The sequence below is a fragment of the Tsuneonella suprasediminis genome (genome assembly GCF_003605755.1).
GTDB lineage: Bacteria > Pseudomonadota > Alphaproteobacteria > Sphingomonadales > Sphingomonadaceae > Tsuneonella > Tsuneonella suprasediminis.
This window is the reverse complement of sequence record NZ_RAHJ01000019.1, coordinates 134,331-159,552: the sequence shown is the minus strand read 5'-3', so window position 1 is coordinate 159,552 and position 25,222 is coordinate 134,331. Positions and strand designations below refer to the sequence as shown.

Here is a 25,222-nt window from a genome sequence, read left to right as displayed (position 1 = left end):
GACGATGCCGCTATGTGCGCGCCTTCCGCATCCACGGGTGCCGAAGAAGAAGAAGGCCGGAGGGGCCCCGTCATTCGGACGGACAAGCCAGCGATCGGCATTATGAAAGGACCGCGAAATGGCTCTGTACGAGCACATCTTTCTCGCGCGCCAGGATCTGAGCCAGGCTCAGGTCGATGCACTGGCGGCGACGGCCACTGAGATCGTCGAAAAGCTCGACGGCAAGGTGACCAAGACTGAGACCTGGGGTCTCAAGAATCTTGCTTACAAGATCGACCGCAACCGCAAAGCGCATTTCGTTCTGCTCAACATCGAAGCGCCGGGTACGGTGGTTGAAGAGCTCGAACGCCAGACACGCATCAACGAAGACGTCATCCGTTATATGACGATTCGTGTCGATGAACATGAAAATGGCCCTAGCGTGATGATGCGTAAGGGCGACCGCGAGCGTAAGCGTCGCGACCGTGAGGAGCGCGACTGATGGCCCGCCCGTTTTTCCGCCGCCGCAAGTCTTGCCCGTTCTCGGCCAAGAATGCGCCGAAGATCGACTATAAGGACGTTCGTTTGCTGCAGGGCTTCATGTCCGAACGTGGCAAGATCGTTCCCAGCCGTATCACCGCCGTTTCGGCCAAGAAGCAGCGCGAGCTGGCCAAGGCCATCAAGCGAGCACGCCACATCGGCCTGCTGCCCTACATCGTTAAGTAAGGAGGGCAGAACCAATGGATATCATCCTGCTCGAACGTATCGCCAACCTCGGCGGCATGGGCGATGTCGTAACCGTAAAAGACGGTTACGCCCGCAACTTCCTGCTGCCGCAAAAGAAGGCGCTGCGCGCCAACGAAGCGAACAAGAAGGTTTTCGAAGCCAACCGTGATCGGCTGGAAAAAGAAAACGCTGACCGCCGCACCGAAGCAGAAAAGGCCGGTGAAAAGCTCGACGGTGCCGAAATCGTTCTGATCCGCGCGTCTTCGAACGCTGGCCACCTTTACGGTTCGGTCAACGTACGTGACGTGGTCCTCGGACTTGAAGATCAGGGCCATTCGGTTGACAAGCGTCAAGTCGTTATGGGCCACCCGATCAAATACTTGGGCATCCACGACGTCACCATCGCGCTGCACCCCGAAGTGCATGTGACGGTGAAGGCCAACGTTGCCCGTTCGGATGATGAAGCCGAACTGCAGCGTCAGGGCGTCGATGTCATCGGCCAGATGGCCGAAGACGAGCGTTCGGAAAGCGAAGGCTTCACCGAGTCAGTCGATCCCACACTGGAGCCGGGCGAAATTCCGGCCGATATGATGGGCGAAGGCGAACAGGCAGACAACGCCGAAGCCTGATCGGTTCTGCACCGCAGACAAAAAGGCCCGCTTTCCGTTATGGAAAGCGGGCCTTTTGCTATCCGGAGACTGTTCTCCGGATCCGTTTGGCGATCAGCGCAACGTTTTAGCCAGAATAACCAGATGAGCATCCCCTTCGCATGCACGCGGCACAAAACCACGTTCGCGTTCAAGGGCAATCGCTTCGTGATTGTCGCGATCTTCGATTGAGATCACTTCACGCACACCACGTTTTTTCGCTTCTTCAGCCAGCAAGCCAAGAACGGCCCAAGCCACGCCCTTGCCCTTATAATCGGCCCGCACCGATATAGCGACTTCGGCCGTATCCAGATCGTTGTCGCACGCCAGCATACCAGTTGCCACCAGTTCTTTGTTTGCATCGTCGAATGCAAGGAACGTTTCCGAACGGAAGTGATCGACTTCCACCATCGGCTTAAGCTGTTCATGGCCAACATGCCGATGAGCAGTCAGGAATCGAAAGCGACGATCTTCATCCGAAACCTTGTCGAAAAATGTTTCCAGAGCTGCCTCGTCACCCGGCACAGCAGGCCGTGCATCGATGACCACCCCCGAACGCGTATTCAGCCTGTAAGCGATATCCTGGATCTGGTCATTCATGGTAAATCCTCGCGTTTGCGCCCCTTATCGAGCCAGCCAATTGCTGCACTGCAACATGAGCTTCCGGGATCAATAATGCTAACTGATTTGCAGCAAATCAAGTTGCATTAATCGCAACCACCGGTTCTCATCTGGAATAGTCCGTGAACCGGGCTTAGATCGCAGGCTATGCAATCAATCGAATCAGCTATCGCCCAACTCATCGCCATCCACGAAGAATCGGTGATGACTTTGCGCGCAGATATCCTCGCCTATGGGCGAAGCGGCACTCTCCCTGCCCCTGAAAAGCGGCTTGACGGCAGCTATGCCTATCCCGAATTGCGGATGCGATATGACGGAGGTGAGCCGCGTTCGACCAAGGCGCGCTCTTACGGCAAGCTCAACGAAGCGGGTGTGTACGCAACCACGGTGACACGACCGGCTATGTTCGCTGATTACCTGCGGGAGCAAATTGAGCTCATCGCGGCGGATTATCCGATCGAACTGGAAGTTGTGCGGTCACGGCAGGAAATTCCGTTTCCATATGTTCTTGATGGGGAAGCCGGGGCCGAACTGGCCGGTATCGCCCCACAGGAACTGGCACGGCATTTTCCCTCAACCGAGCTCGCGCTGATCGGGGATGAACTGGCCGACGGGATCGAGATCGACGACCCGGGCGATACGATCCCCCTGTCGCTGTTCGACGGATTGCGAACCGATTTCAGTCTGGCGCGTCTCGCACACTATACCGGCACCGCGCCCGAACATTTCCAGCGCTTCGTGCTCTTCACGAATTACCATCGCTACGTTGACGAGTTCGTCGATTGGGCGGGCGAGCAACTGGGAAGAGATGGTTATACCGCTCTTGCCGGGGCGGGAGGACTGATGCTGACCGAACGGCACAGCAACGCGCGCGAACATCTATCCGATACAGCATGGCGGCGGCACCAAATGCCCGCATATCACCTCCTCAGCGATGACGGGAACGGCATCACACTGGTCAATATCGGAGTTGGGCCGTCCAACGCCAAAACGATCACCGATCACCTTGCCGTGTTGCGACCGGAAGCATGGTTGATGATCGGTCATTGTGGCGGCCTGCGCCCGACGCAAAAGATCGGGGACTATGTGCTGGCCCACGCCTATCTGCGCGACGATCACGTGCTCGATCATGTGCTGCCGCCCGAAATCCCGCTCCCCGCTATTGCCGAAGTTCAGCAGGCACTGGCAGCGGCGGCGGAACATGTGTCCGGCACGGGCGGCTCCGATCTGAAAGAACGGATGCGGACAGGAACGGTAGTCACTATCGATGATCGCAACTGGGAACTGCGCTACACCGATTCTGCTCATCGATTCTCTTTGAGCCGTGCAGTCGGGATAGACATGGAAAGCGCCACCATCGCGGCGCAAGGTTATCGCTTCCGTGTGCCATACGGGACACTACTCTGCGTGTCGGACAAACCATTGCACGGGGAAATCAAGCTTCCCGGCCAGGCCAACAAATTCTACGAAGAAGCCATCGCGGCCCATCTGCAAATCGGCATTTCGGCCTGTCACAAGATGCGCGCCGAAGGGGACCGGTTGCACAGCCGCAAGCTACGCGCATTCAATGAACCGCCGTTCCGGTAATTCTGCCGACATGGCCATTTCGCGATGATGAAATAAGTTGACAAGGCAGGGGGCGAATTTCACCCCTTCCCTTTCGTCTTCGTCTTCCCGGCAACAGCGTGGGTTGCGATAAAGTCGATAATCATCCCGGCGATATCCTTGCCCGTCGCAGTTTCAATTCCTTCCAGCCCAGGGGAGGAATTCACTTCCATAATGACCGGGCCATGATTGCTGCGAAGCATATCCACACCGCATACGTTCAGGCCCATACGCCGGGCTGCGCGAACCGCCGTGCTGCGCTCCTCCGGGGTGATTTTGATAAGCTGGGCACTGCCTCCACGATGGAGGTTTGAGCGGAAATCGTCAGGCGCCCCTGTACGTTGCATAGCCGCAACCACCTTACCCCCGACGACAAGAGCGCGGATGTCCGTGCCTCCCGCTTCCTTGATGAACTCCTGCACCAATATATTGACGTTGGCCCCGCGAAACGCCTCGATAACCGATTTTGCGCTCGCTTCGGTTTCGGCCAGAACCACGCCAATACCTTGCGTCCCCTCCAGCAATTTGATGACCACTGGCGGACCGTTGACCGCTTTGATGATCTGACTGGTCTGTTTCGGGTCGTGTGCAAACGCTGTGAGCGGCAGACCCAGCCCATATTTGGCAAGGATCTGCATCGACCGCAGCTTGTCCCTGCTACGTCCGATAGCGACGCTCTCGTTCAGCGGCCACACCCCGGCCATTTCGAACTGGCGTAAAATGGCGAGGCCATAGTGCGTTATCGATGCCCCGATCCGCGGGATCACCGCATCGTAGCCCGTAATCGTCTCACCTTCATATGCCACAGTGGGCCGATGGCTGGCGATCTGCACGGTGCAGCGCAAAGTATTGAGCACATCGAGGGTGTGCCCGCGCGCCTCGGCTGCTTCCATCAGCCGACGGTGCGAATAGAGTGACGCGTTACGCGCCAACATCGCGATCTTCATTTGAGAAGCTTTCTGCGTTCATCTGCGTCCGATTGCAGGTACGAACGCCCGCTATCGACGAGAAAGCGGCCCCTTAATGCGCTCCGGCCGATAAGGATAGGGAATTTCATATCTGAACGATCCCTCAAGCTGAATTCTGCCGCAAATACCTGACTACCAAGGCGAAGTTGCGTCTTGATGATAGGCCGCTGCTCTGCCTCGCCATTCGAACTGGTGATCGTCCGCCGGTCTGCGCGCGGCACCTCAACAACCACCGGCTCGCTCAGCCCGTGCCCGACATCAAGCAGGAAACGCAGCCAGCGATGTCCATCGCGGTCGAACCGCTCAATATCACTCGCATGCAAGCTGGAGGTACGCGCCCCGGTATCAATTTTGGCCGGTATGCGCGCAGCAGACAGATCGGGCAGCGCAATCATTTCGCGCCACCCGACCGTATCCAATGCCCGCTTCGGGGCGGTTACCACCCCTTTGGCTTGCCCTTGTTCTGCTCGTCGAGCCACTTCTGCAGCGGCGCAAAGTACTCAAGCATCGGCTTTGCACTCATTTCGCTGGTGCCGGTGAATGCCTTCAGTGCCTCAGGCCAAGGTTTGCTGGCGCCCATTTCCAGCATCGCGTTGAGGTTTTCCCCGACCTTCTTGTTGCCGTAGAAGCTGCAACGGTGCAGCGGCCCCTTCCACCCGGCCTGATCGCACGCAGCCTTGTAGAATTGAAACTGCAATATACGCGCAAGGAAATAACGCATGTACGGGGTATTGCCGGGAATGTGATACTTCGCACCCGGATCGAAGGCGTCGTCAGGCCTCGCAACCGGCGGAGTGATGCCCTGATACTCGCGCTTCAGATCGACCCATGCCTTGTTGTAATCGGCAGGTTTGATCGATCCGTCAAATACGCCCCAACGCCACTTATCGACCAGCAGACCGAATGGCAGAAACGCGACCTTATCCATTGCCTGCCGAAGGAGCAAACCGGTGTCCTTATCGGCACCTGGCACATCCTTCTTATCCAGTAGGCCAATATCTACCAGATATTGCGGCGTGATCGACAGCGCGATGAAATCGCCGATAGCTTCGTGGAAACCATCGTTTGCACCGTTGAGATAGAAATACGGCTGCTTGTTGTAGGCACGCTGATAATAGTTGTGACCAAGCTCATGGTGGATCGTGACGAAATCGTCTGCATTCACCTTGATGCACATCTTGATGCGGATATCGTCCTTGTTGTCGATATCCCACGCGCTTGCATGGCACACCACTTCACGATCGGCGGGCTTGGTGAACAGACTGCGCTGCCAGAACGTCTCCGGCAATTTCTTGAATCCGAGTGAGGAATAGAAGTTCTCGCCATAGTGAACCATGTCGAGCGGCCCCTTGCCCTTGGCTTTGAGCAAGTCACCAATATCGTATCCCAGATCGCCCGCCCCCTTCGGAGCAACCAGCGGATAGATATTGCCCCATTCCTGCGCCCACATATTGCCCAGCAGGTCGGCACGGATCGGGCCGGTCTTAGGCTGGACCGCATCGCCATATTTTTCGTTCAGCTTCCAACGGACATATGTATGCAGAGCTTCATACAGCGGCTTGGTTTCCTGCCACAAACGCTCTGTCATAGCTGCAAATTCCGTCGGGCTCATATCGTAACCCGAACGCCACATCGCTCCGACATCGGAAAAGCCAAGCTCTTTCGCGCCATCATTGGCGATGGCAACCATGCGGGCGTAGTCACCCTTCATCGGCTTGCCGACTTGATCATGCCAGCTTTGCCACATCTCGGCATATTCGGCCGGGGTATGATCGAGATTGCCCATTTCCGCTTCGATGTCGGAACCGTTGATCGGCTTCCCGTCCAGTGTGCCCTGCCCTTTGCCATATTGGCTGGACAATCGCGTGGCGATTTCGTTTAGTTCTGTAGCTGCGCCCGCCGTTGTCGGGGCCGGTAACACCAGACCATTCCGCATGATGTTCAGCTTGCGATTCACATCGTAGCTAAGCCCGGCAATATCGGCATAGCGGGCCGCTTCCAGCGCATACTTCACACTCTTTTCGGTACCAATCGCGTTGATCCGCGCGGCCATCGCATCGGTATCGGGGGTGATGAAATTGTAGTTGACCCAGTTCACCTGGCTAGCTTCGACGGAATAGTCGAAGATGTCCTTTTCCGCAGCAGCCACGAAATCGCCCGCCCCTTCCGCGGTGTGTGGATATTCAGCTGCGTCACCTGTGGTCACAGTATCGTCGGCATAAGCCGGAGCGGCAAGAGCGACCGACAGCGCGGCCAGCGCAGTGGATGCGTATTTCATAACGTGTTGTCCCCCAAGGACTGCTGAAGTGTAACAGGTTTCTAGCGTTACCGGTTTGAACCTGTGCCGCGACTTAATCAAGCCGACAGGAAGCGCACCAGTTCCTCGCCCAATGCGCTTTCTGCGACCGAGCTCATATGTGTGCCCGGAATCTCCGCCAGACGGGCGTCGGGCAGAGCTTCGACCAGTTTTTCAGGCGAACCGTTATCGCGATCGTCAACACCGCATAGCACCAATGTCGGCATGGTAATCTTCGCCAATTCTTCCGGCGTCGTGTCACCCACCGACCGGAGAAGCAATCGGGCGGCAACGCGGTCAACCTTTTGCGTTTTCATAAAGCTGACGGCAAAAAACGCCGGATCGCCGTGCTTCACCTCGTCAAAGCGGTCGATAGCATCGAGGAAGAATGCTGCGCGGCGGTTCCACCCGGCAAGCCCCTCCAGCCCCATGCCCGAAAGCACCAGCCTCCGCGGATCAAGACCAGCGATCACGCCACGCGCAGCCGTTCGTGAACCGAGCGAGAAGCCGACAAGGTCGTATTCCTCCAGTCCGATTTCCTCAACCAATGCGAACAGATCACGCACCAGCACGTCGACCGGATATGCAGCCGGATCGTGCGGCTTTGCGCTGTGTCCATGCGCCCGCAAATCGGGCATGATCGCTTCGAAACCCGCGTCAGCCAGCCTACGCGCATGTCCGAAACGCATCCAATTGGTGTTCGCGTCCGAAAACAGGCCATGCAGCAGCAAAACCGGTCGCCCACTCCCCATACGATGAACTGCGAGATCGGCGCCGCCAAAACCGGGAACAGTCTCTGTGCGAAGATCGGGTTCGAGATTCGTCATGGCCGCCTTCTATCGATCAGCAAAGCCTTCGCAAGCCGGATTGAACTTCATAAGCACACTTATTATAACTACACGTATGGAAAATTCGACGGCATACCTTTTGTCCGACAGCGCCCGATTGCTGCGACGGGAATTCAATGTCCGGGTTCGATCATTGGGTATTACATCGGCGCAGGCGCGATTGCTGCTCTTGCTGGATCGAAAACCGGGTGAAAATCAGGCCTTTTACGCCGACCGACTTGAGATCGAGCCGATAACCCTCTGCCGAATGGTTGACCGAATGGAAGATGCCGGCCTTGTCGAAAGGCAAGCCAACCCCAGCGACCGAAGAGCAAGATTACTTTTCCTGACCGAGAAGAGCCGGAAAGAGATTGCGCGTATCAGGCAAGCCCTTAAAGTATTGATGGAAACCATGCTGGCGGGTTTCAGTGGGGAAGAGGAATCTCAGCTTATGGGCCTGTTGCAACGGGTATCCGTGAACCTTGGCAGTACGTCGAATGGAGAGCCGCGTCATGGCTGAAGCAGACGCGGCCCGTCCTCTTGAAACTACAGACCAGATCGCCACAACCGACGAAGATTTTCCCGCCACTGAGAACAGGAAGCCTCGTTCATTCGGCAAACTGGCATTAATGCTTTCGCTCCCAATCTTGCTGATCGGCGGCGCGGTTTTCTATTGGTTAAGCCTGCAAGGCAAAGTTTCGACCGACAATGCTTACGTTCAACAAGACAAAGTGTCGGTTAGTGCCGAAGTGGGCGGCAAAATCGTGGAAGTCGCGGTTAAAGACGGACAGATGGTGAAGGCTGGGCAGTTGCTGTTCCGGATCGATCCCGAACCTTTCCGTCTTCAGGTCGATCAGGCTAATGCTCAGATCGCTCTGGCTCAATCGAATATCACCGCTCTCGAAAATTCACCCGACCTAAGCGGGACAGATATCTCTGCCGCCCGCGAGGACATCGGCTTTGCAGAGGCTAAACTGGCGCGACAGCAGGCGTTATGGAAACGCGGATTTACAACAAAGGCCGATCTGGAGGCAGCTGAACATGCAGTCGCTCAAGCCCGTGAATCGCTGAGAGCGGCACAGGCCCGCCAGGTGGAAGCGCGCGCTAAGCTGGCACATGGGCCACAGGTTCCGGGCGAGAATCCCCAGATCGCGGCTGCGAAGGCGCAGCGCGGTGTGGCGGAACTCAATCTGGATCGAACCGAAGTGCGCGCTCCTGAAAGTGGACGGGTAGCGCAGGCAGATCGGCTACAGTTAGGCCAGATGGTTCTGCAGGGGCTGCCCGTTCTGACAATCGTGGAAACCGCAAGCTCGTATGTCACTGCCAACTACAAAGAAACCGATCTAGCGGACATGAAGGTCGGGCAACCGGCGGAAATCACTTTCGATGCATACCCCGGCCTCAAACTCAAAGGGCACGTTGCTTTTATCGGGGCGGGAACCGGATCGGAGTTTTCGGTCCTTCCTGCTCAAAATGCCACTGGCAACTGGGTTAAAGTGACTCAGCGTGTTCCTGTGCGGATCGCCATCGAAGGGAAGACTCCGCGCCAGTTGATCGCTGGTCAGTCGGCATTCGTCACTGTCTTCACTGACGGACGCAAGTAAGCCCCGGCATGGCGAGCACGGCAAATCCTGCGCGCCCTGAAAAGCGCACTCGTGCGCCTGCCACGCCTATCGAAGATGTAGCGGCAAACCCATCCGATAATTTCCCTGCGCTCGTAGTGGGGGCGATGATGGCCTCGTTGCTGCAAGTGCTCGACGGGACCATCGCTAACGTTGCCCTTCCCCATATGCAGGCTGCGCTGGGTGCCACAGCCGACACCGTGACATGGGTGCTCACCAGTTACATCATTGCATCGGCGGTTGCGATGCCAATCACTGGCTGGCTAGCGGATAAGGTCGGTGCTCGGCGCCTATTTATGACGGCGGTCGTGGGTTTTGTCGGCTCTTCAATGTTGTGCGGACTAGCACAGAATCTTGAACAGATGGTGTTCTTCCGCATCCTGCAGGGAATTTCCGGCGCTTTCATCGCACCGATGAGCCAGAGTTTTATGCTCGACAGTTCCAGACCGAGCAAGCAGCCGACGATGATGGCAATCTGGTCGGCAGGCATCATGATTGGGCCCATCGTCGGCCCGGTCCTTGGCGGCATACTAACCGAAAGCGGCAACTGGCGCTGGGTTTTCTATGTCAATGTTCCGGTCGGTGCCCTTGCATTTTCAATGCTGGCGATTGGTTTGCCCGAACGCGAACGGCGAAATCGCTCGATTGATCTGGCCGGTTTCGCAATGATCGGAATTGGGCTGACCTCGTTGCAACTCCTGCTCGACCGAGGCACCCAGATCGACTGGTTCGCATCGGTGGAGGCGTGGATCTATGCCATCACCCTCGCTTCGGCGATTTGGTTTGCCGTTATCCATTTTGTCACGGTGAAACATCCGCTGTTCGATCTGGAGCTGTTCGAAGATCGCAATTTCCTGATCGGCATGGTGCTGATATTCATGGTCGGGCTGGTTCTGTTCGCTTCGATCGCATTGTTGCCCCCGATGATGCAACATCTGCTCGGATATGACGTCGTCGATACCGGCCTCGTGCTGGCTCCTCGCGGAATCGGGGTGCTGATATCGATGCAGATTGGCGGAATCCTCCTCCGTAAGAGAATCGACCCGCGTATTCCGGTAGGCATTGGATTTATGATCTGTGCTTACTCTCTGTTCGAGATGTCGCACTGGTCCTTGGCCGTTGATCGGTGGCACATCATATCGGCAGGGTTCGTGCAGGGCCTGGGGGTCGGCCTGGCGTTTATGCCGCTAAACTTCACATCCTTTGCTACACTGCCTGCACATTTGCGGACTGATGGAGCGAGCCTGCTCAATCTGGCTCGTAACGTAGGCTCTTCGGTCGGCATTTCGGTGGTGACGGTGTTTCTCGCAAGAAATATACAAATCGCGCACTCTGATATTGGTGGCCATGTCACCTCTGTCACCACCGACATGGTCGATGTTACGACTATCGACCGATACCAAAGCCTTGGGGACACCGCATTGCGGATCGTCGATGCCGAAGTGAATCGGCAAGCAGCCATGATCGGATATATCGACGACTTTTATCTGATGGGCTGGCTCACTCTGGCCACTTTGCCATTGGTTCTGATTATGCGGAAAGCGGTGCCGCCTAAGTCGGAAGAAGCACCACCACCTTTATCTGAGTGAGCCACTCCACCGCCACCCTGCCCTGTTCTGCCCTGCCGGCTTAGCCTTTCTTGAGGCAGCGGCGGCCAAGCAGTTCCGCGATTTGCACCGCGTTCAGAGCCGCACCTTTCCGCAAATTGTCCGAAACGCACCAGATGTTAAGACCGTTTTCGACAGTCGGATCTTCTCGCACACGGCTAATAAAGGTCGCACCGTCGCCGACACACTCAACCGGAGTGACATAGCCACCGTCCTCACGCTTATCGACCAGCATCACGCCAGGTGCTTCGCGGAGAATGTCCATTGCCGCTTCGGCCGAGAGTTCGCGTTCGAATTCGAGATTGATCGATTCCGCATGACCAACAAACACCGGCACACGCACGCAGGTCGCCGAAACCTTTACCTTCGGATCGAGGATCTTCTTGGTTTCGACCACCATCTTCCATTCTTCTTTGGTCGATCCATCGTCGAGGAAGACATCGATGTGCGGGATCACGTTGAACGCGATCTGTTTGGTAAACTTCTTGGCGTTGACCGGATCGCCCACGAAGATAGCGCGGCTTTGTTCGAACAGTTCGTCCATCCCCTGCTTTCCGGCACCGGAAACAGACTGATAAGTCGAAACAACGCAGCGCTTGATCCCGGCGGCATCGTGCAACGGCTTGAGCGCGACGACCATCTGGGCGGTCGAGCAGTTCGGGTTCGCAATGATGTTCTTCTTCGAATACCCGTCGATCGCGTCGGGGTTCACTTCGGGGACGATCAACGGAACGTCCGGGTCCATGCGAAAATAGGAACTGTTGTCGATGACCACACAGCCAGCTGCCGCCGCCTTAGGCGCGTATTCCTTGGCAGGGCCACCGCCTGCACTGAACAGAGCAATGTCGTAGCCGCTAAAATCGAAATGCTCGATATTCTTACACTTCAGCATCTTGCCGGTATCGCCGAACTCAACCTCAGAACCGGTCGAACGGCTGCTGGCGACGGCTGCAATCTCATCAATCGGGAATTCGCGTTCAGCCAAAACGGCGAGCATTTCCCGCCCCACATTACCTGTCGCACCAACGACTGCCACCCGGTATCCCACTATCGATAACTCCAATTACATCGGCTGATCTCGGCGCCTCCAATACGCGCCGCAGGGCAAAGAGCAAAGTGATCGTTATTGCGGCGCACAAAGCAGGGGTTGTCTCCCACCTCAGGCAATGCCTAGAAGGTGGAGAATCAGCATTGCGGCCGCTCCGCAAGAACCTGTCAACCCTATCGCGGCGATCCAGCGTTGTCCGGCCCGGCGTATAATCGCGAGCCAATTGACCAGCCCAAACACGATCAGAAAAACGAAGCTGCCACCTTCAACAAGCTGTTCGATTCCGCCGACCAACACCAGTACGATGGCAACGGCCGAGATAACAATCGTGCCGAACCACGGGACATTTCGTTCATCACGACTGGCGAATAGCGCAGGCATTTCGCCATCCTGCGCTGCCTGTTCAGCCAATCGCGCAGTCGCAAACACCGTAGCATTGATGGCCGATCCGGCGGAGAAAGTGGCTGCAACGGACACAGCAATGAATCCTGCAACCCCTAACGCCTCCCGTCCGGCAATCGCCAGCGCCACCTCTTTGTTGGCAACAATCGCATCCGCCCCGGCCAGCATTCCGGCGCCCAGCGATACAACGATATAGGTGATCGTGGTGACAATAATTGCCAGCGGCATCGCCACCGCTATCGTGCGTGGCGCGTCGCGCATTTCCTCGTAATCATAGCTCAAAAGCTGGAAGCCTTCGTATGCCATGAATACGACGCCCATGCCGATCAATGCGCTGCCAAATCCCACCGGATCGCCTGCCTCCAGCATCAATCTTTCAGGCGCCCAGTGCCACAACCCAACACCGGCAAGCAGCAGCAGAATGGCAAGCTTGCCCCAGACCGCGACCTTTTCCAGCAAAGTCGCCTCTGCCGCTCCCAGCAAGTTGACCCCTGCAAGAATGACAATCGCAGCGATCCCTGCAAGTAATGCAACCCACTGCGGCATTCCAAAAACGAATGCTGCATATGCACCGAATGTCACTGCATAGACTGACACCGTGAGGGTATATCCCGCAACGAGCACCCACACAGCGATGCGCGAGGCTGTTTTCCAACCCATCTCACGCAGATAGGCATAGGAACCACCTGACTGTCCGACCTGCCTGGTCAGCGCCGAATAGGAATGTCCCGATGCAAGGGCGACGATACCTCCCAGCAGGAAGCTGACCCAGGTCCACTCACCTGCGACGGAAATCACCACTCCGAGCGTGGAAAAAATCCCGCCGCCTATCATCCCGCCGACAGCCATCGCCCATGCCCCGCCGGGGCCAAGCACACGCTCGCTGCCAGACGGAGCGGAGACGTTACTGTCCACCAGCAGGCACTCTATTCTTCTCGAGGAAATCGAAAATCGTATTCCACAAGTGAACGCCGATCTTCGGCCCGCTCACACGGTGAGTGTAGCCAGGGTAAAGCATCATATCGAACGGCACCGCATTTGCCTGAAGTTCCGCAATCAGGGCGCTCGAATTTTCGAACACCACATTATCGTCGCTCATTCCATGAATCAGCAGCAAAGGATCTGCGATCTTCGTCGCGTCCTGCAATGCGTCGGATTTTTGATATGCTAGGGCATCGAACTCTGGCGCAGGCAAGCCCATATAGCGCTCGGTATAGGCCGTATCGTACAATTCCCATTTCGTCACAGGGGCCCCGGCGATCCCGGCGGCATAGAAGCCCTGATCGGCCTCCAGCATCTTGAGCGTCATATACCCGCCATAGGACCAGCCATAAGTCGCGATGCGATCCGGGTCGACATAGTCGAGGTTCTTCAGAAACTGCGCCCCGGCTTTCTGGTCCTGAACCTCGACCCCGCCCATCGCCCGCCAAATCGGTTTCTCGAAAGCGACTCCCCGATTTGCGCTTCCCCGGTTATCGATCTGAAACCAGATATAACCTTTATCGACGATGGCTTGCTCCAGCGCGCCGCCCCAACCCCGCGTCACTGTTTGTGAGTGCGGACCGCCGTAATGGCTGAAAAATACCGGATAGCGTTTCCCCGGCTCCATCTCGGGCACGATCATCTTCCAATGGAGCGTCGCACCATCGGTTGTCTTGATCGTGCCGAACTGCGGCGCACGATGCCGAGCCAGATATCGGGTGTACGGATGATCGTCATCGAGCGCGTTCTGCTCGATCCAGGTAATTCGTTGCCCTTCCGAGTCAGCGAGATAGCTTTGCGCCGGTCGATCGGTGGCCGATCGCGTAACAATCAGCGAGCGCCCCTTTCCATCCATCGACGCGCGGTTGGAGAATTTCGCATCGGTCAGTCGTACCGGTTCGGCACCAGGCCTATCCAGAAGGACCGAATAGACTTGCGGAGCCAGCACATCATCTTTCGTGCCGGTAAAAAACACCGTTCCGCTCGTCTGATCGACTCCGTCAAGGCCAGTGACGACCCACTCCCCTTGGGTCAATTGCGTCCACTTTCCGGCAGCATAGCGATAGAGATGGCCATAGCCGTCGCGTTCCGATCGCCAGATCAGACTGCCATCATCGAGCCACTTGTAATCGTCGGTCAGATTGATCCAATGCTGCGGCGCCGCCTTTTCGCTGAACAGCACTTCGCTTTTGCCGGTCGCGGGATCGACTTTGAGCATATCGAGCCGGGTCTGCAAACGGTCGAACCGCTGAACATACAGCGTCTTGCCATCGGGCGCCCAGTCCACCCGCGCGAGATAGATGTCGCGGTCGGCACCCAGATCCACTTCGACCCGGTTTGTTCCATACGGGTCCATAACGAACAGTTGCACCAGCGCGTTCGGTGTTCCGGCAGCGGGATAGCGTTGATCGTATGTCCGGGTGCCCTCCGCGCCGATAGCCGCACGGGTGACAACGCCAACGGGCGATTCGTCAAACCGTTGCACAGCAATGCGTTTGTCGTGCGGCGACCACCAGTAACCGGTATGGCGACCCAACTCCTCCTGCGCGACGAACTCCGCTTCACCCCAGTGCACCGTGTCAGCGGTTTCCTGCGGGGTGATAGCCTTCGGCGCTGCGCCACTGACTGTACCGGTCCACAGCCGTCGATCGCTGACAAACGAGATATAGGCGCCTTCCGGACTGAGCGATGCGTTCAGTTCGTCAGCTTCGCTGTCGGTCAGGCGGGCAACACTTCCGTCGATACCAGCCAGAAACAGATCGCCATCGAGCGGGACCAGCAAATTACGTGAATCCTTCGCCCAATCATAAGCGACGATTCCTTTGAGATTGCCGATCCGCTTGCGCTCGCGTTGCATTTTTTCCGCTTCGGATAGTGCGCGCCCAGTGCCGAGCTGTTCGGAATCGACCAGCATAGTCCATTGACCGCTCTCCCGGTCGAATGCCCACAGGTCATAACGCTCGCGATCGTCGTCGCGATTGCGGAGCAAAGTCAGCCACCGACCGTCGGGAGAGAGCTTTACCCCGCGCGGGCTCTTCCCATCCAGAGCAGGACTGGCAAACACACGTTGCAGCGTCAGCGTGTCGCCGGTTGTCGTGCTGGGCACTGAAGAGGGCTTCTCAGTCATGTAGGGTGCACTTTCACCGGCAAAGGCAGGAAACGGCAGGGCAGCGGTGCATGCAGCAAAACTCGCCGTTGCGACCAGATGTTTGATGGGCATTGAAATAGGGCCTCGGCTCTCTTGCTGTCATCGACTGACTGCCTAGGGCGCTCACCATGGCAGGCGCAAGCTTTCGCTGCCCATTCGCAGGAATAGAGGCACTACAAACGAAAAGGGCGCCCCGGCCGATTGCCGGAACGCCCTCCTTCGGTGACTGTAAAAGTCGGTAAGCAGTATCGCTTAGGCGTTCTCGCGCCGCTCTGCGATACGGGCGCGCTTGCCGGTGCGGCCGCGCAGATAATAAAGCTTCGCCCGGCGCACGACACCGCGGCGAACCACGGTGATGCTTTCGATGTTCGGCGAATAGAGCGGAAAAACACGCTCCACACCTTCGCCGAAGCTCATCTTACGGACGGTGAAATTACTGTTGATGCCCCGGTTCGAACGCGCGATGCACACGCCTTCGAAGTTCTGGGTACGTGTGCGTGTGCCTTCGACAACGCGCACACCCACGCGGACGGTATCGCCGGCGCGGAATTCGGGAATGTCCTTGCCTTCGGCAAGGCTTTCGATGGCTTCCGCCTCGAGCTGCTGGATCAGGTTCACTGGTCCGGTTCCTTCATTTCTCGCTGCGCACCAGAGGCAGGGCGGCCCCGAGCGTTACCATAACGCTCCCAAAGGTCCGGCCTGCGTAGCCGTGTATCTTCCTCGCTGCGTTGCTTGCGCCACGCTGCGATTTTCGCATGATCCCCCGATCGCAGCACTTCAGGGATCGTGCGCCCTTCCCATTCATTAGGTCGGGTATAGTGCGGATATTCGAGCAATCCTTCTTCGAAAGATTCCTCGGCCCCACTCGAAGCCGCGCCCATTACGCCCGGAAGCAAGCGAATGCAAGCGTCGAGCAGGGCCAGCGCGGCAGGTTCTCCGCCGGACAGGACTATATCGCCCAAACTCACCTGCTCGACCGGGCGGGTTTCGAAAATCCGTTCGTCAAACCCTTCAAATCGGCCGCACAGGATTGTAACCCCCGGCCCGGCTGCCAGCGCCCGTATGCGTTCCTGCGTCAGCGGGACACCACGCGGAGTCATGGCCAGAACCGGGCAATCGGGCTGCTGCGCCAGCGCGTGATCGACCGCTGCGGCCAGCACATCGACTTTCAGCACCATCCCGGCCCCGCCACCGGCAGGCGTATCGTCCACCGTGCGATGCTTGTCCGTCGCGAAGTCGCGGACCTGCACCGGATCGCACGACCATTTCCCCTGCTCCAACGCCCGGCCTGCGAGCGACACGCCCAACGGGCCGGGAAACATCTCCGGGTACAGCGTGAGAATGGTCGCGGCGAAGGTCACGTGACGACGAACTCTGCCACGATCACCACCCGCTCGCTGTCCCATTCGGGCACCGCTTCATCGGTAAGAGGGACCATAAACCGTTTGCCATCGGGCCGCTTCACTTCGAGAATATCGGTCGCACCGAAATTTTCGACCGCCACAACTTCACCGAGCGGATCGCCGGTGTGAGAAACCGCAGGCAAGCCCAGCAGATCGGAGTGATAGAACTCGCCGTCTTCCAGCGGCGGCATTTCGGCGCGAGAAATCGTGAGCTGCGTCCCCCGCAACTTCTCCGCTGCAGTACGGTCGGTCACTTCGGCAAAACGCGCGATAGCACCGCCTTTGTTATCGCTCCGCACTTTGCTGAGTGTCAGCGTGCCATCATTGAAGCTGCGGTAGCGGGAGAGCGCAGCAACGCCCTCCCCAAACAGCTTCAGGCGGACTTCGCCCGTCACCCCGTGCGCGCCTGCGATGGCGGCAAGCATGACGGGCTTGTCCGAGACCAAGGATCAGCCCTCAGCCTTTTCCTCGCCAGCAGCTTCGGCGGGCGCTTCGGCAGCGGCTTCTTCGGTTGCAGCTTCTTCAGCCGGTGCATTGGCTTCTGCTTCAGCTGCCTTGGCAGCTTCAGCGGCTTCCGCAGCCTTCTCAGCCTTTTCTTCTGCACGAGCCTTGGCAGCTTCGCCCGGCTCACCCTTCTTCGGGTTGTTGCGGGCAGCGCGCTCACGAATGCCGGCAGCATCAAGGAAACGAGCAACGCGGTCGCTCGGCTGGGCACCAACCGAAAGCCAGTGCTTCGCACGGTCGCTGTCAATCTTCACGCGGTTTTCGTCGCCCTTGGCGATCAACGGATTGTAGGTGCCGATCTGTTCCAGATACTTACCGTCACGCGGCGAACGCGAGTCCGACACGACGATGCGGTAATAAGGACGCTTCTTCGCGCCACCGCGCGACAGACGGATTGCAATTGCCATTGTTGGTTACCTTTCCAATATAAACTCTTAGAATTACTTCTTTTTCATCAAATCCTGCAGGTTAGACGGCATATTGCCGCCCATCCCGCCCAGTCCGGGGAGCGAAGGTGGCGCACCTGCACCGCCAGGGCCACCAAGCCCGCCCATGCCGCCTGCCCCGCCGCCACCAGCGCCGAACATGGCAGCCAGCCCCTTGAGGCCGCCCATCTTCTTGATCTGCTTCATCGCCCGCGCCATTTCCTGGTGCATCTTGAGCAGCTTGTTCACATCCTGAACCTGCGTACCCGATCCGGCGGCCACACGCTTCTTGCGCTTGGCATTCATCAGTTCGGGGCGGGCGCGTTCCTTCGCGGTCATCGAACCGATGATGGCATCCATGTGGACGAGCACTTTGTCGTCCATCCCGCTTTCCGCCATTGCTGCCTTGGCTTTCTTCATGCCCGGCATCATCCCGGCGAGCATACCCAAACCGCCCATGTTCTGCATCTGGCGCAGCTGCATTCTCAGATCGTTAAGATCGAACTGCCCCTTCGCCATACGTTTGGCGAGGTGTTCGGCCTCTTCTTCCTTGACCGTCGCCGCCGCCTTTTCGACCAGGCTGACAACGTCGCCCATGCCGAGGATACGGTCCGCAACACGCCCGGCATGGAATGCTTCGATCGCGTCGAGTTTCTCACCGGTACCGGCGAACTTGATCGGCTTGCCGGTAACGGCCCGCATCGACAGCGCCGCACCGCCACGCGCATCGCCATCCATCCGGGTCAGCACCACGCCGGTCAGCGGAACTTCGCCGCTGAAGCTCTGCGCGACGTTGACGGCGTCCTGCCCGGTCAGCGAATCGACCACCAGCAGCACTTCGGTCGGACTGGAAACGGCAGCGACCGCCTTCATCTCGTCCATCAACGCCTGATCGACGTGGAGACGACCGGCGGTGTCGAGCATCAGGACATCGACTGCCTGCAACTTTGCCGATTCGATCGCCCGGCGCGCGATGTCGACCGGTTGCTGCCCTTTGACAATCGGCAGAGTGGCGACATCGACCTGCTCACCCAAAACAGCGAGCTGTTCCTGCGCGGCAGGCCGGGCAACGTCGAGCGATGCCATCATCGCTTTCTTGCCGTGGCGTTCGCGAATGTATTTGGCCAGCTTGGCAGTCGTGGTCGTCTTACCCGAACCCTGCAGGCCGACCATCATCACCACAACCGGGGGCTTCGCCTCCAGCAACAGCCCCTGATGTTCTTGCCCGCCGAGCATTTCGACCAGTTCGTCATGGACAATCTTGACGACCTGCTGCCCCGGAGTGACCGAGCGGAGCACATCCTGCCCCACGGCCTTTTCCGTCACCGCATCGATAAACCGTCGTGCCACCGGCAGCGCCACGTCCGCTTCCAGCAAGGCGACGCGAATCTCGCGCATCGCTTCGCGAACGTCGGCTTCGTTCAGCGAGCCACGGCCGCGCAGGCGGTCGAATACGTTACCGAGGCGGTCGGACAGGTTGTCGAACATGCGCTCGTTCACTCCACTCGCGGCGACGGAATATCGCCAAATGCCAAAAACGCCGGCGGACGAAACCTCGTCGGCCAGCGTGCGGACCCTGAAACGGAACCGACTTTTTCAAACCTTGAATGGTGGAGCCTAGCGGGATCGAACCGCTGACCTCCTGCATGCCATGCAGGCGCTCTCCCAGCTGAGCTAAGGCCCCGTACCATTCATCTACCGACCAAAGTCGGCCTGCCCATCAAATCCGCAACCGCGGGTGACTGGCAGGACGCGCCCTTTATGAGCCACGCCCCACCAATGCAAGGGCGAAATCAATTATCGTCGTCATCATCGTCCGAAGAGGTCTGAACACCAAGGTCGTCATCGCCGCCCAGATCGACGTCATTATCCGGCGAATCATCATCTTCGTCGATGTCTTCCAGATCGTCGTCCGCAAGGTCGCTATCGGCTTCCTTGTCCTTCTTCTCTTTTTCTTCCTCGAACGGAATCGGCTGCTTGGATTTGAGCACCGGCTCAGGGAACCATTCCTCGCCGCATTCGATGCACGTCACCGGCTCGTCCTTGCCGAGATCGTAGAAGCGTTCACCGCACTTGGGGCACGAACGCTTGGTGCCCCACTCTGGCTTGACCATTGTCTGTCCTTGGCTTGGCCTCGATACCTTATGGCATCAGGCGTTTAATTCCGTGGCTGCTTGATGGGTGCGAATAGACCCTGAATCAAGTGGCACCGTGAAAAGCGCGCGCGCCTTGCCACACGGCATGGGCGCTGTCAAAGAGCCGCGCGCATTGCAAATATTCAATACAGTCGGATCATCCGTGAACGAAAACCCCACACCACGCCGCTTCACAGCCACTGCCCCCCTGACAGGCCGCCTCCGTGTCCCCGGAGACAAATCGATCAGTCATCGCTCGGTTATGCTGGGCGCGATGGCCGTTGGCGAAACGCGGGTAACCGGCCTGCTCGAAGGCGAGGACGTGATGGCCACCGCCGCCGCGATGCGGGCAATGGGTGCACATGTCGAGAAAACCGGCGCTGAATGGCGTATTCACGGTGTTGGCGTTGGCGGCCTGCTGCAACCCGATTCGGCGCTGGAGATGGGCAATTCCGGTACATCGACCCGACTGCTGATAGGCCTGATTGCCAGCCACGCAATTACTGCGAATTTCACTGGAGACGCCAGCCTTTCAAAACGTCCGATGGGCCGCGTAATTGATCCACTGTCTGCGATGGGGGCCACGTTCACCACCTCTCCCGGCGGCACTTTGCCACTGATGATGACCGGAGCGGAACCGGCCGTCCCGATTTCATACCAGCTGCCCGTTGCCAGCGCACAGGTGAAAAGCGCGATTATGCTTGCGGGGCTGAATACGCTCGGAATTACGACCGTGATCGAACCAGTACCAACCCGCGATCATTCCGAACGCATGTTGCGTGGCTTTGGCGCGCAGGTTGATGTTGGGGAAGAAGCGGGCGAACGCGTGATTCGCGTTCACGGTCAGGCAGAGTTGACGCCCCAGCGAATAGAGGTTCCGGGCGACCCCAGCTCGGCCGCATTTTTCATGGTCGCCGCCAGCCTGATCGAAGGTAGCGACCTGCTGATAGAAAACGTTGGCCTCAACCCCACCCGCGCCGGACTGGTCGAAGTGCTCCGCGAAATGGGGGCCAACATCGAAGAAACAAACGCCCGCGAAGTTGGCGGGGAGCCGGTTGCTGACTTGCGTGTCCGCCACGCTGAATTGCGTGGCATCGATGTCGATCCGGCAGTGGCGCCATCAATGATAGATGAGTTCCCGGTACTGTTCGTGGCCGCCGCATTGGCGAACGGACGCACCGTTACCCGTGGTCTCGACGAGTTGCGCGTAAAGGAAAGCGATCGTCTTTCCGCAATGGCCACCGCCCTCACCGCCGCAGGCGCACGGGTGGAAGAAACCGCAGATGGATTGATTATCGACGGGTCAGGCGGGGAACCATTGCGCGGCACGATCGGCGCACCGGTTATCACCCATCTCGACCATCGCATCGCCATGAGCATGGCAATCGCCGGATTGGTCACGAAAGAAGGGGTAGAGATCGACGATACCCGACCCATCGCCACCAGCTTCCCGGCATTCGAAGCTCTGCTCGATGAGGCGATGACTTGACCGGGCTCGATATCTATTCGCTGGTCGGATTCGCAGGTATGGCCTGCATTATCGGCGCATATGCATATCTGACCCTGCGCCCCGGACACAATCCGTTCATCCTGCACGGCACCAATCTGCTCGGCGCAGCATTGCTGACGGTGTCCCTGTTGGTTCACACCAACTGGCCCAGTCTCGTGCTTGAAGGATTCTGGGCGGCAATCGCGATTTACGGCTTGGTCAAAGCTTTGATGAAACGGCAGCGACGTACATGATTATCGCCATCGATGGCCCTACCGCCTCCGGCAAAGGCACGCTCGCGAAAGCTCTGGCGGCTCACTATGACTTACCGCACCTCGACACCGGATTGCTATATCGTGCTGTCGGCCGACAAGTATTCCTTGATGGAGGAGATCCGGACGATCCCGTCGATGCTCTCGCCGCGACGACTTTTGCTGATGAATTGCTAAGCGACCCCCATTTGCGAACAGAAGAATGCGGCGGTCTGGCAAGCCGGGTGTCGATCCACCCGACGGTGCGCCAGGCGTTGTTCGAAAGACAGCGCGCATTCGCCGAACAGCCCGGCGGCGCAGTGCTAGATGGCCGCGACATCGGCACTGTGATCGCCCCGGATGCCGACGTTAAACTGTTCATCACTGCCACTGTCGATGCCCGCGCCATGCGGCGGTGGAAAGAAATGCAGACACGCGGCAACAGGATTACTCTCGACGAAATCGCAGAAGAACTCCGTCGCCGTGATGAGCGTGACTTGGGGCGAAAAGATGCCCCTTTGCGGGTCGCCGATGGCGCTTATTTGATCGACACAAGCGAACTGACTGTTGATCAGGCGTTGGCTGCGGCCATCGACGCCACCGAAGAGGCATTGAAAAGCCACCTATAGGGGCCAATCCCGTTATGGGGAATTGCCTTCAGTATCGATATAGCAAGAATGAGAACGCTCTCGCCCAGACTGGATAGACCAAGTCAATCAGACTGTGGACACCCGATCAGCTTCTCAATGCCCGGTAAACCCATTCTGTCAGCAGTATGCATCAGTTCGGCATTACTGAACACAGAAAGCGCGATTGGAAACCAAATATAATTGAGCAAACATCAGAAGCCTAGGCCCTGTTGACAAAAGCTTGGTAGGGGATTCCCAAAACCGCCCTGGGCTGATTCAAGACTGCTTTTTGCGGGAGCAGCCATGGCGCGCGGGGATTTGTCGGAGGAAGAATGGGAAGTAATCGGACCGCTGCTGCCGTCTGAGCGGGGCCGTTGGGCACGGCCAGCAGGGGATAACCGGCACGTCCTCAATGGGATGCTGCATGTTTTGCGGGTCGGTTGTCCCTGGCGCGACATGCATGAGCGTTACGGCAAGTGGAACTCGGTCTATGTCCGGTTCCGGCGATGGGCCGAGCAGGGTGTCTGGGATGCCTTGCTGCAAACGCTGGTTGATCTGGGGCTGACCGATGACTGGCAGCACATGATCGATAGCACGAGCGTCCGGGGCCATTCGCAGGCCGCCGGCCCAAGGGGGGGACTCATAAGGAGGCTTTTGGTCGATCACGCGGCGGCTTTACGTGCAAGATCCACGCCCGATGTGACAATCAGGGACGCCCTCTCTGCTTCGTCCTGACCGGCGGCGAAGCATCCGATTACACCGCAGCCGAGCCGCTGATGGCAATCCCGGTCGCCACGCCCAAGGCGCTGCTCGCGGACAAGGGCTATGACGGTGACCGCTTCCGTGAAAGCCTGCTGATCCGGGGCATCCTGCCCATTATCCCGCCCCGCTCGAACCGCAAAGTGCCCGAGCATCCCGACTATCGTCGTTACAAGGATCGCAATCGCATCGAACGCATGTTCAACAAGCTCAAGCAGTCCAACCGCATCGCAACCCGCTACGACAAGACCGCGCTATCCTTCGCCAGCTTCCTCAACCTCGCAAGCATCCGCCTATGGCTGAAGGCTTTTGTCAACAGAACCTAAGATGTTTTTGGCAAATGCTATTGAATACCTGTTCCGCTGACATATTCCTGGAATTTTGGTTCGGCTTTGACACAGCGAACGCCGACCAAAGTTCAGTTCACTAACATTAACTCCCACATGTTTCGTCGATGAACAGTAGCCAACCCATTCTCGCACTCGATATCCCTCGATCATCTCGCGGTTTCCGGAATGAACCCAGCTAAATTTCGAACACATGGTCACCCGTATGTAGCTTGAGACAAACAAATCCCGCCCGAGCTCTGCCCGGGCGGGACTGTCTGTTGACTTTACCGACTTCGGTAAGCCGATCAGAGGAGAGAGCTTAGAACTCGATCCCCAGACCCAGCGAAGCCGTTGTTGCCCCGCGATCCGTTGCGATACGTCCCTGAACAGTGCCGCGATCGTCTTCGGTACGGTAGCTTACACCGAACGCAAGGCCGACCTCACCACTCCTCAAGCCAGAGCCGATTGCGAGAGCAACCTTGCCCGGATTAATCGCCTGCGGGAGAGTGCCAATCGCTGCCGCACTGGCGATACCGGCGTTGGTATCGTTACGCAGCGCATTCAGGTCGAACCGCAGTTCCTGATTGCTCGCGAAAAGCTGGCTTCCGTTGATCGCGTCAGTGGATGTGGCCGAAACCTCACCCGCTGCGACGTTGGTGATCCGACGCTCAGCACCAGCAGCACCGACCGACACTGTGTTTGGACCACTGGCGACACTGCCGTTGCCAAGCACAACCGAATTGGAGCTGTTTGCATCCACCGTAATGTTGTTGCCCATGACGTAGGTATTGTTGGCAGCGACAGAGTTACCACTACCAACCGCACCCGAGTTGGCGCCCGATACGACGTTGTTGTAGCCAACAGCAGTCGACTGATCACCACTTGCCTGGTTGCGATAGCCCAAGGCAGTCGCCTCTTTGCCTGCCAGCGAACTATAACCAATGGCGGTGCCATTGTTGCCTGTTACTTGCGACCACGAGCCAAAAGCTGAGCCCCCCGTCACCCCTTCATCGGTTTTCGCGAAGAAGCCGGTTGCCAGCGAGTCCCGTCCGCCGACCGAAGCGATGGCATCGAAATCAGCATAGTTGCCAGCGCCCTCCCCAGTGTTGGCATTCCCATCGGTGGCAATCATGCCGGATGGAGCGCCGCCACTTCCGCCAACGCTGGTTGCCAGCTTCTGATCGGAATCGGTCGAAGCTTCAGCGACTTTCAGCAATGGAGCAAGTGAACTGGTTGCAGTCGAAACAGCTGTACTGAGAGAACCCATGCTGCTGTTGGTGGTCGACAATCCAGTGCTCAACGAACCGACCGATTCGGTATTGCTGGACACTGTCGTGCTCAGCGAACCAACTGTGCTGTTAGTGCTCGAAAGGCCGGTGCTCAGCGAACCAACGGCCTGCGTGTTGCTCGATACCGTGGTGCTCAGCGAGCCGACCGTGCTGTTAGTGCTCGAAAGGCCGGTGCTCAGCGAGCCAACTGTGCTGTTGGTGCTCGAAAGGCCGGTGCTCAGCGAGCCAACACTGCTGTTCGTCGCGGACAGCCCTGTGCTCAACGAACCAACGGCCTGTGTGTTGCTGGACACTGTCGTGCTCAGCGAACCAACAGTGCTGTTGGTGCTCGAAAGACCAGTGCTGAGCGAGCCAACACTGCTGTTCGTCGCGGACAGACCTGTGCTCAACGAGCCAACGGCCTGTGTGTTGCTCGACACCGTCGTGCTCAGCGAACCGACCGTGCTGTTGGTGCTCGAAAGGCCGGTGCTCAGCGAACCAACAGCCTGTGTGTTGCTCGACACCGTCGTGCTGAGCGAACCAACTGTGCTG

At 58.1% G+C, this 25,222-nt stretch carries 26 protein-coding genes, 1 tRNA gene and 1 pseudogene; 12 read left to right on the top strand and 16 right to left on the bottom strand.

Annotation, left to right across the window (positions count from 1 at the left end; all coding sequences use genetic code 11):
* Positions 1-118: 118 nt before the first annotated feature.
* Genes rpsF through rplI form a run of 3 tightly spaced genes read left to right on the top strand, consistent with a single transcriptional unit; the run spans position 119 to position 1,334 of the window.
* Positions 119-481, top strand: a complete 363-nt coding sequence (gene rpsF / locus D6858_RS10645; protein ID WP_102154154.1) for a 30S ribosomal protein S6 — start codon at positions 119-121, stop codon at positions 479-481.
* Positions 481-705: a 30S ribosomal protein S18 gene (gene rpsR / locus D6858_RS10640; RefSeq protein WP_102154155.1), complete on the top strand. Its 225-nt coding sequence runs from the start codon at positions 481-483 to the stop codon at positions 703-705. The genes rpsF and rpsR overlap by 1 nt, the downstream gene beginning before the upstream one ends.
* Positions 706-719: 14 nt before the next feature.
* Complete coding sequence (rplI, locus tag D6858_RS10635; protein ID WP_120109996.1) at positions 720-1,334, top strand: 50S ribosomal protein L9; 615 nt, start codon at positions 720-722, stop codon at positions 1,332-1,334.
* Positions 1,335-1,427: 93 nt separating this feature from the next.
* Here the strand turns inward: rplI and D6858_RS10630 are convergent, their stop codons facing one another.
* Positions 1,428-1,952, bottom strand: a complete 525-nt coding sequence (locus D6858_RS10630; protein ID WP_120109993.1) for a GNAT family N-acetyltransferase — start codon at positions 1,950-1,952, stop codon at positions 1,428-1,430.
* 168 nt (positions 1,953-2,120) lie between these two features.
* On the opposite strand from D6858_RS10630, the gene D6858_RS10625 reads away from it, so the two are divergent.
* Complete coding sequence (locus D6858_RS10625) at positions 2,121-3,560, top strand: AMP nucleosidase (protein WP_120109991.1); 1,440 nt, start codon at positions 2,121-2,123, stop codon at positions 3,558-3,560.
* A 59-nt stretch (positions 3,561-3,619) separates the two neighbouring features.
* On the opposite strand, the gene rimK is transcribed toward D6858_RS10625, so the two are convergent.
* From rimK to D6858_RS10605, 4 genes are all read right to left on the bottom strand, one after another.
* Positions 3,620-4,525, bottom strand: coding sequence for a 30S ribosomal protein S6--L-glutamate ligase (gene rimK, locus D6858_RS10620; RefSeq protein ID WP_120109988.1), 906 nt, complete (start codon positions 4,523-4,525; stop codon positions 3,620-3,622).
* Positions 4,522-4,989, bottom strand: a complete 468-nt coding sequence (locus D6858_RS10615; protein WP_223805286.1) for an ATP-dependent zinc protease family protein — start codon at positions 4,987-4,989, stop codon at positions 4,522-4,524. Before D6858_RS10615 ends, rimK begins: the two co-directional genes overlap by 4 nt.
* Entirely contained in the window at positions 4,983-6,824 is a 1,842-nt protein-coding gene (locus tag D6858_RS10610) for a M2 family metallopeptidase (protein ID WP_120109986.1), read from the bottom strand. The genes D6858_RS10615 and D6858_RS10610 overlap by 7 nt, the downstream gene beginning before the upstream one ends.
* Before the next feature lie 77 nt (positions 6,825-6,901).
* Positions 6,902-7,669, bottom strand: a complete 768-nt coding sequence (locus D6858_RS10605; protein ID WP_120109984.1) for an alpha/beta fold hydrolase — start codon at positions 7,667-7,669, stop codon at positions 6,902-6,904.
* A 76-nt stretch (positions 7,670-7,745) separates the two neighbouring features.
* On the opposite strand from D6858_RS10605, the gene D6858_RS10600 reads away from it, so the two are divergent.
* From D6858_RS10600 to D6858_RS10590, 3 genes are read left to right on the top strand one after another with little or no spacing between them, the layout of a single operon-like run.
* Positions 7,746-8,189 carry a MarR family winged helix-turn-helix transcriptional regulator gene (locus tag D6858_RS10600; protein WP_120109981.1) on the top strand — a complete coding sequence of 148 codons (444 nt, stop codon included), beginning with the start codon at positions 7,746-7,748 and terminating at the stop codon, positions 8,187-8,189.
* Positions 8,182-9,273 carry an HlyD family secretion protein gene (locus D6858_RS10595; RefSeq protein ID WP_120109978.1) on the top strand — a complete coding sequence of 364 codons (1,092 nt, stop codon included), beginning with the start codon at positions 8,182-8,184 and terminating at the stop codon, positions 9,271-9,273. Before D6858_RS10600 ends, D6858_RS10595 begins: the two co-directional genes overlap by 8 nt.
* An 8-nt stretch (positions 9,274-9,281) precedes the next feature.
* Positions 9,282-10,880: a DHA2 family efflux MFS transporter permease subunit gene (locus D6858_RS10590; protein WP_120109975.1), complete on the top strand. Its 1,599-nt coding sequence runs from the start codon at positions 9,282-9,284 to the stop codon at positions 10,878-10,880.
* Between the two features lie 40 nt (positions 10,881-10,920).
* Here the strand turns inward: D6858_RS10590 and D6858_RS10585 are convergent, their stop codons facing one another.
* The 10 genes from D6858_RS10585 to D6858_RS10540 form a co-directional block, all read right to left on the bottom strand.
* Positions 10,921-11,946, bottom strand: a complete 1,026-nt coding sequence (locus tag D6858_RS10585) for an aspartate-semialdehyde dehydrogenase (RefSeq protein ID WP_120109972.1) — start codon at positions 11,944-11,946, stop codon at positions 10,921-10,923.
* 111 nt (positions 11,947-12,057) lie between these two features.
* Complete coding sequence (locus D6858_RS10580; RefSeq protein WP_133305277.1) at positions 12,058-13,263, bottom strand: APC family permease; 1,206 nt, start codon at positions 13,261-13,263, stop codon at positions 12,058-12,060.
* Positions 13,253-15,550, bottom strand: coding sequence for a S9 family peptidase (locus D6858_RS10575; protein WP_420823832.1), 2,298 nt, complete (start codon positions 15,548-15,550; stop codon positions 13,253-13,255). The genes D6858_RS10580 and D6858_RS10575 overlap by 11 nt, the downstream gene beginning before the upstream one ends.
* Positions 15,551-15,730: 180 nt before the next feature.
* Complete coding sequence (rplS, locus tag D6858_RS10570; RefSeq protein ID WP_102154166.1) at positions 15,731-16,096, bottom strand: 50S ribosomal protein L19; 366 nt, start codon at positions 16,094-16,096, stop codon at positions 15,731-15,733.
* Positions 16,093-16,839 (bottom strand): tRNA (guanosine(37)-N1)-methyltransferase TrmD, encoded by a 747-nt coding sequence (gene trmD / locus D6858_RS10565; protein WP_120109968.1) that lies wholly within the window; start codon positions 16,837-16,839, stop codon positions 16,093-16,095. The genes rplS and trmD overlap by 4 nt, the downstream gene beginning before the upstream one ends.
* Positions 16,836-17,306, bottom strand: a complete 471-nt coding sequence (gene rimM, locus D6858_RS10560; RefSeq protein WP_120109966.1) for a ribosome maturation factor RimM — start codon at positions 17,304-17,306, stop codon at positions 16,836-16,838. Before rimM ends, trmD begins: the two co-directional genes overlap by 4 nt.
* A gap of 24 nt (positions 17,307-17,330) precedes the next feature.
* Positions 17,331-17,792: a 30S ribosomal protein S16 gene (rpsP, locus tag D6858_RS10555; RefSeq protein WP_120109964.1), complete on the bottom strand. Its 462-nt coding sequence runs from the start codon at positions 17,790-17,792 to the stop codon at positions 17,331-17,333.
* Between the two features lie 33 nt (positions 17,793-17,825).
* A complete protein-coding gene (gene ffh, locus D6858_RS10550) occupies positions 17,826-19,298 on the bottom strand; it encodes a signal recognition particle protein (RefSeq protein WP_120110695.1) in 1,473 nt (490 codons plus the stop codon).
* Positions 19,299-19,418: 120 nt separating this feature from the next.
* Positions 19,419-19,494: transfer RNA gene (locus D6858_RS10545), tRNA-Ala, on the bottom strand.
* Positions 19,495-19,603: 109 nt separating this feature from the next.
* A complete protein-coding gene (locus D6858_RS10540; RefSeq protein ID WP_120109962.1) occupies positions 19,604-19,924 on the bottom strand; it encodes a TIGR02300 family protein in 321 nt (106 codons plus the stop codon).
* A 127-nt stretch (positions 19,925-20,051) separates the two neighbouring features.
* Between D6858_RS10540 and aroA the strand changes: the two genes are divergently transcribed.
* From aroA to D6858_RS16335, 4 genes and pseudogenes are all read left to right on the top strand, one after another.
* Positions 20,052-21,434 carry a 3-phosphoshikimate 1-carboxyvinyltransferase gene (aroA, locus tag D6858_RS10535; RefSeq protein WP_120109960.1) on the top strand — a complete coding sequence of 461 codons (1,383 nt, stop codon included), beginning with the start codon at positions 20,052-20,054 and terminating at the stop codon, positions 21,432-21,434.
* Positions 21,431-21,688, top strand: a complete 258-nt coding sequence (locus D6858_RS10530) for a CBU_0592 family membrane protein (protein ID WP_420823831.1) — start codon at positions 21,431-21,433, stop codon at positions 21,686-21,688. Before aroA ends, D6858_RS10530 begins: the two co-directional genes overlap by 4 nt.
* The gene (locus D6858_RS10525; protein ID WP_120109958.1) at positions 21,685-22,314 is read left to right on the top strand and encodes a (d)CMP kinase; all 630 of its coding nucleotides are present in this window, start codon (positions 21,685-21,687) and stop codon (positions 22,312-22,314) included. Before D6858_RS10530 ends, D6858_RS10525 begins: the two co-directional genes overlap by 4 nt.
* A gap of 303 nt (positions 22,315-22,617) precedes the next feature.
* Positions 22,618-23,399, top strand: a pseudogene (locus tag D6858_RS16335) (IS5 family transposase).
* A gap of 322 nt (positions 23,400-23,721) precedes the next feature.
* Here D6858_RS16335 and D6858_RS15855 read toward each other — a convergent pair.
* A complete protein-coding gene (locus tag D6858_RS15855; protein WP_120109955.1) occupies positions 23,722-24,669 on the bottom strand; it encodes a YadA family autotransporter adhesin in 948 nt (315 codons plus the stop codon).
* Here D6858_RS15855 and D6858_RS15850 point away from each other — a divergent pair.
* Positions 24,668-25,222 (top strand): hypothetical protein (locus D6858_RS15850; protein WP_165859688.1); only part of this gene is annotated, 555 nt, incomplete at its 3' end. The two genes, D6858_RS15855 and D6858_RS15850, sit on opposite strands and share 2 nt — an antisense overlap.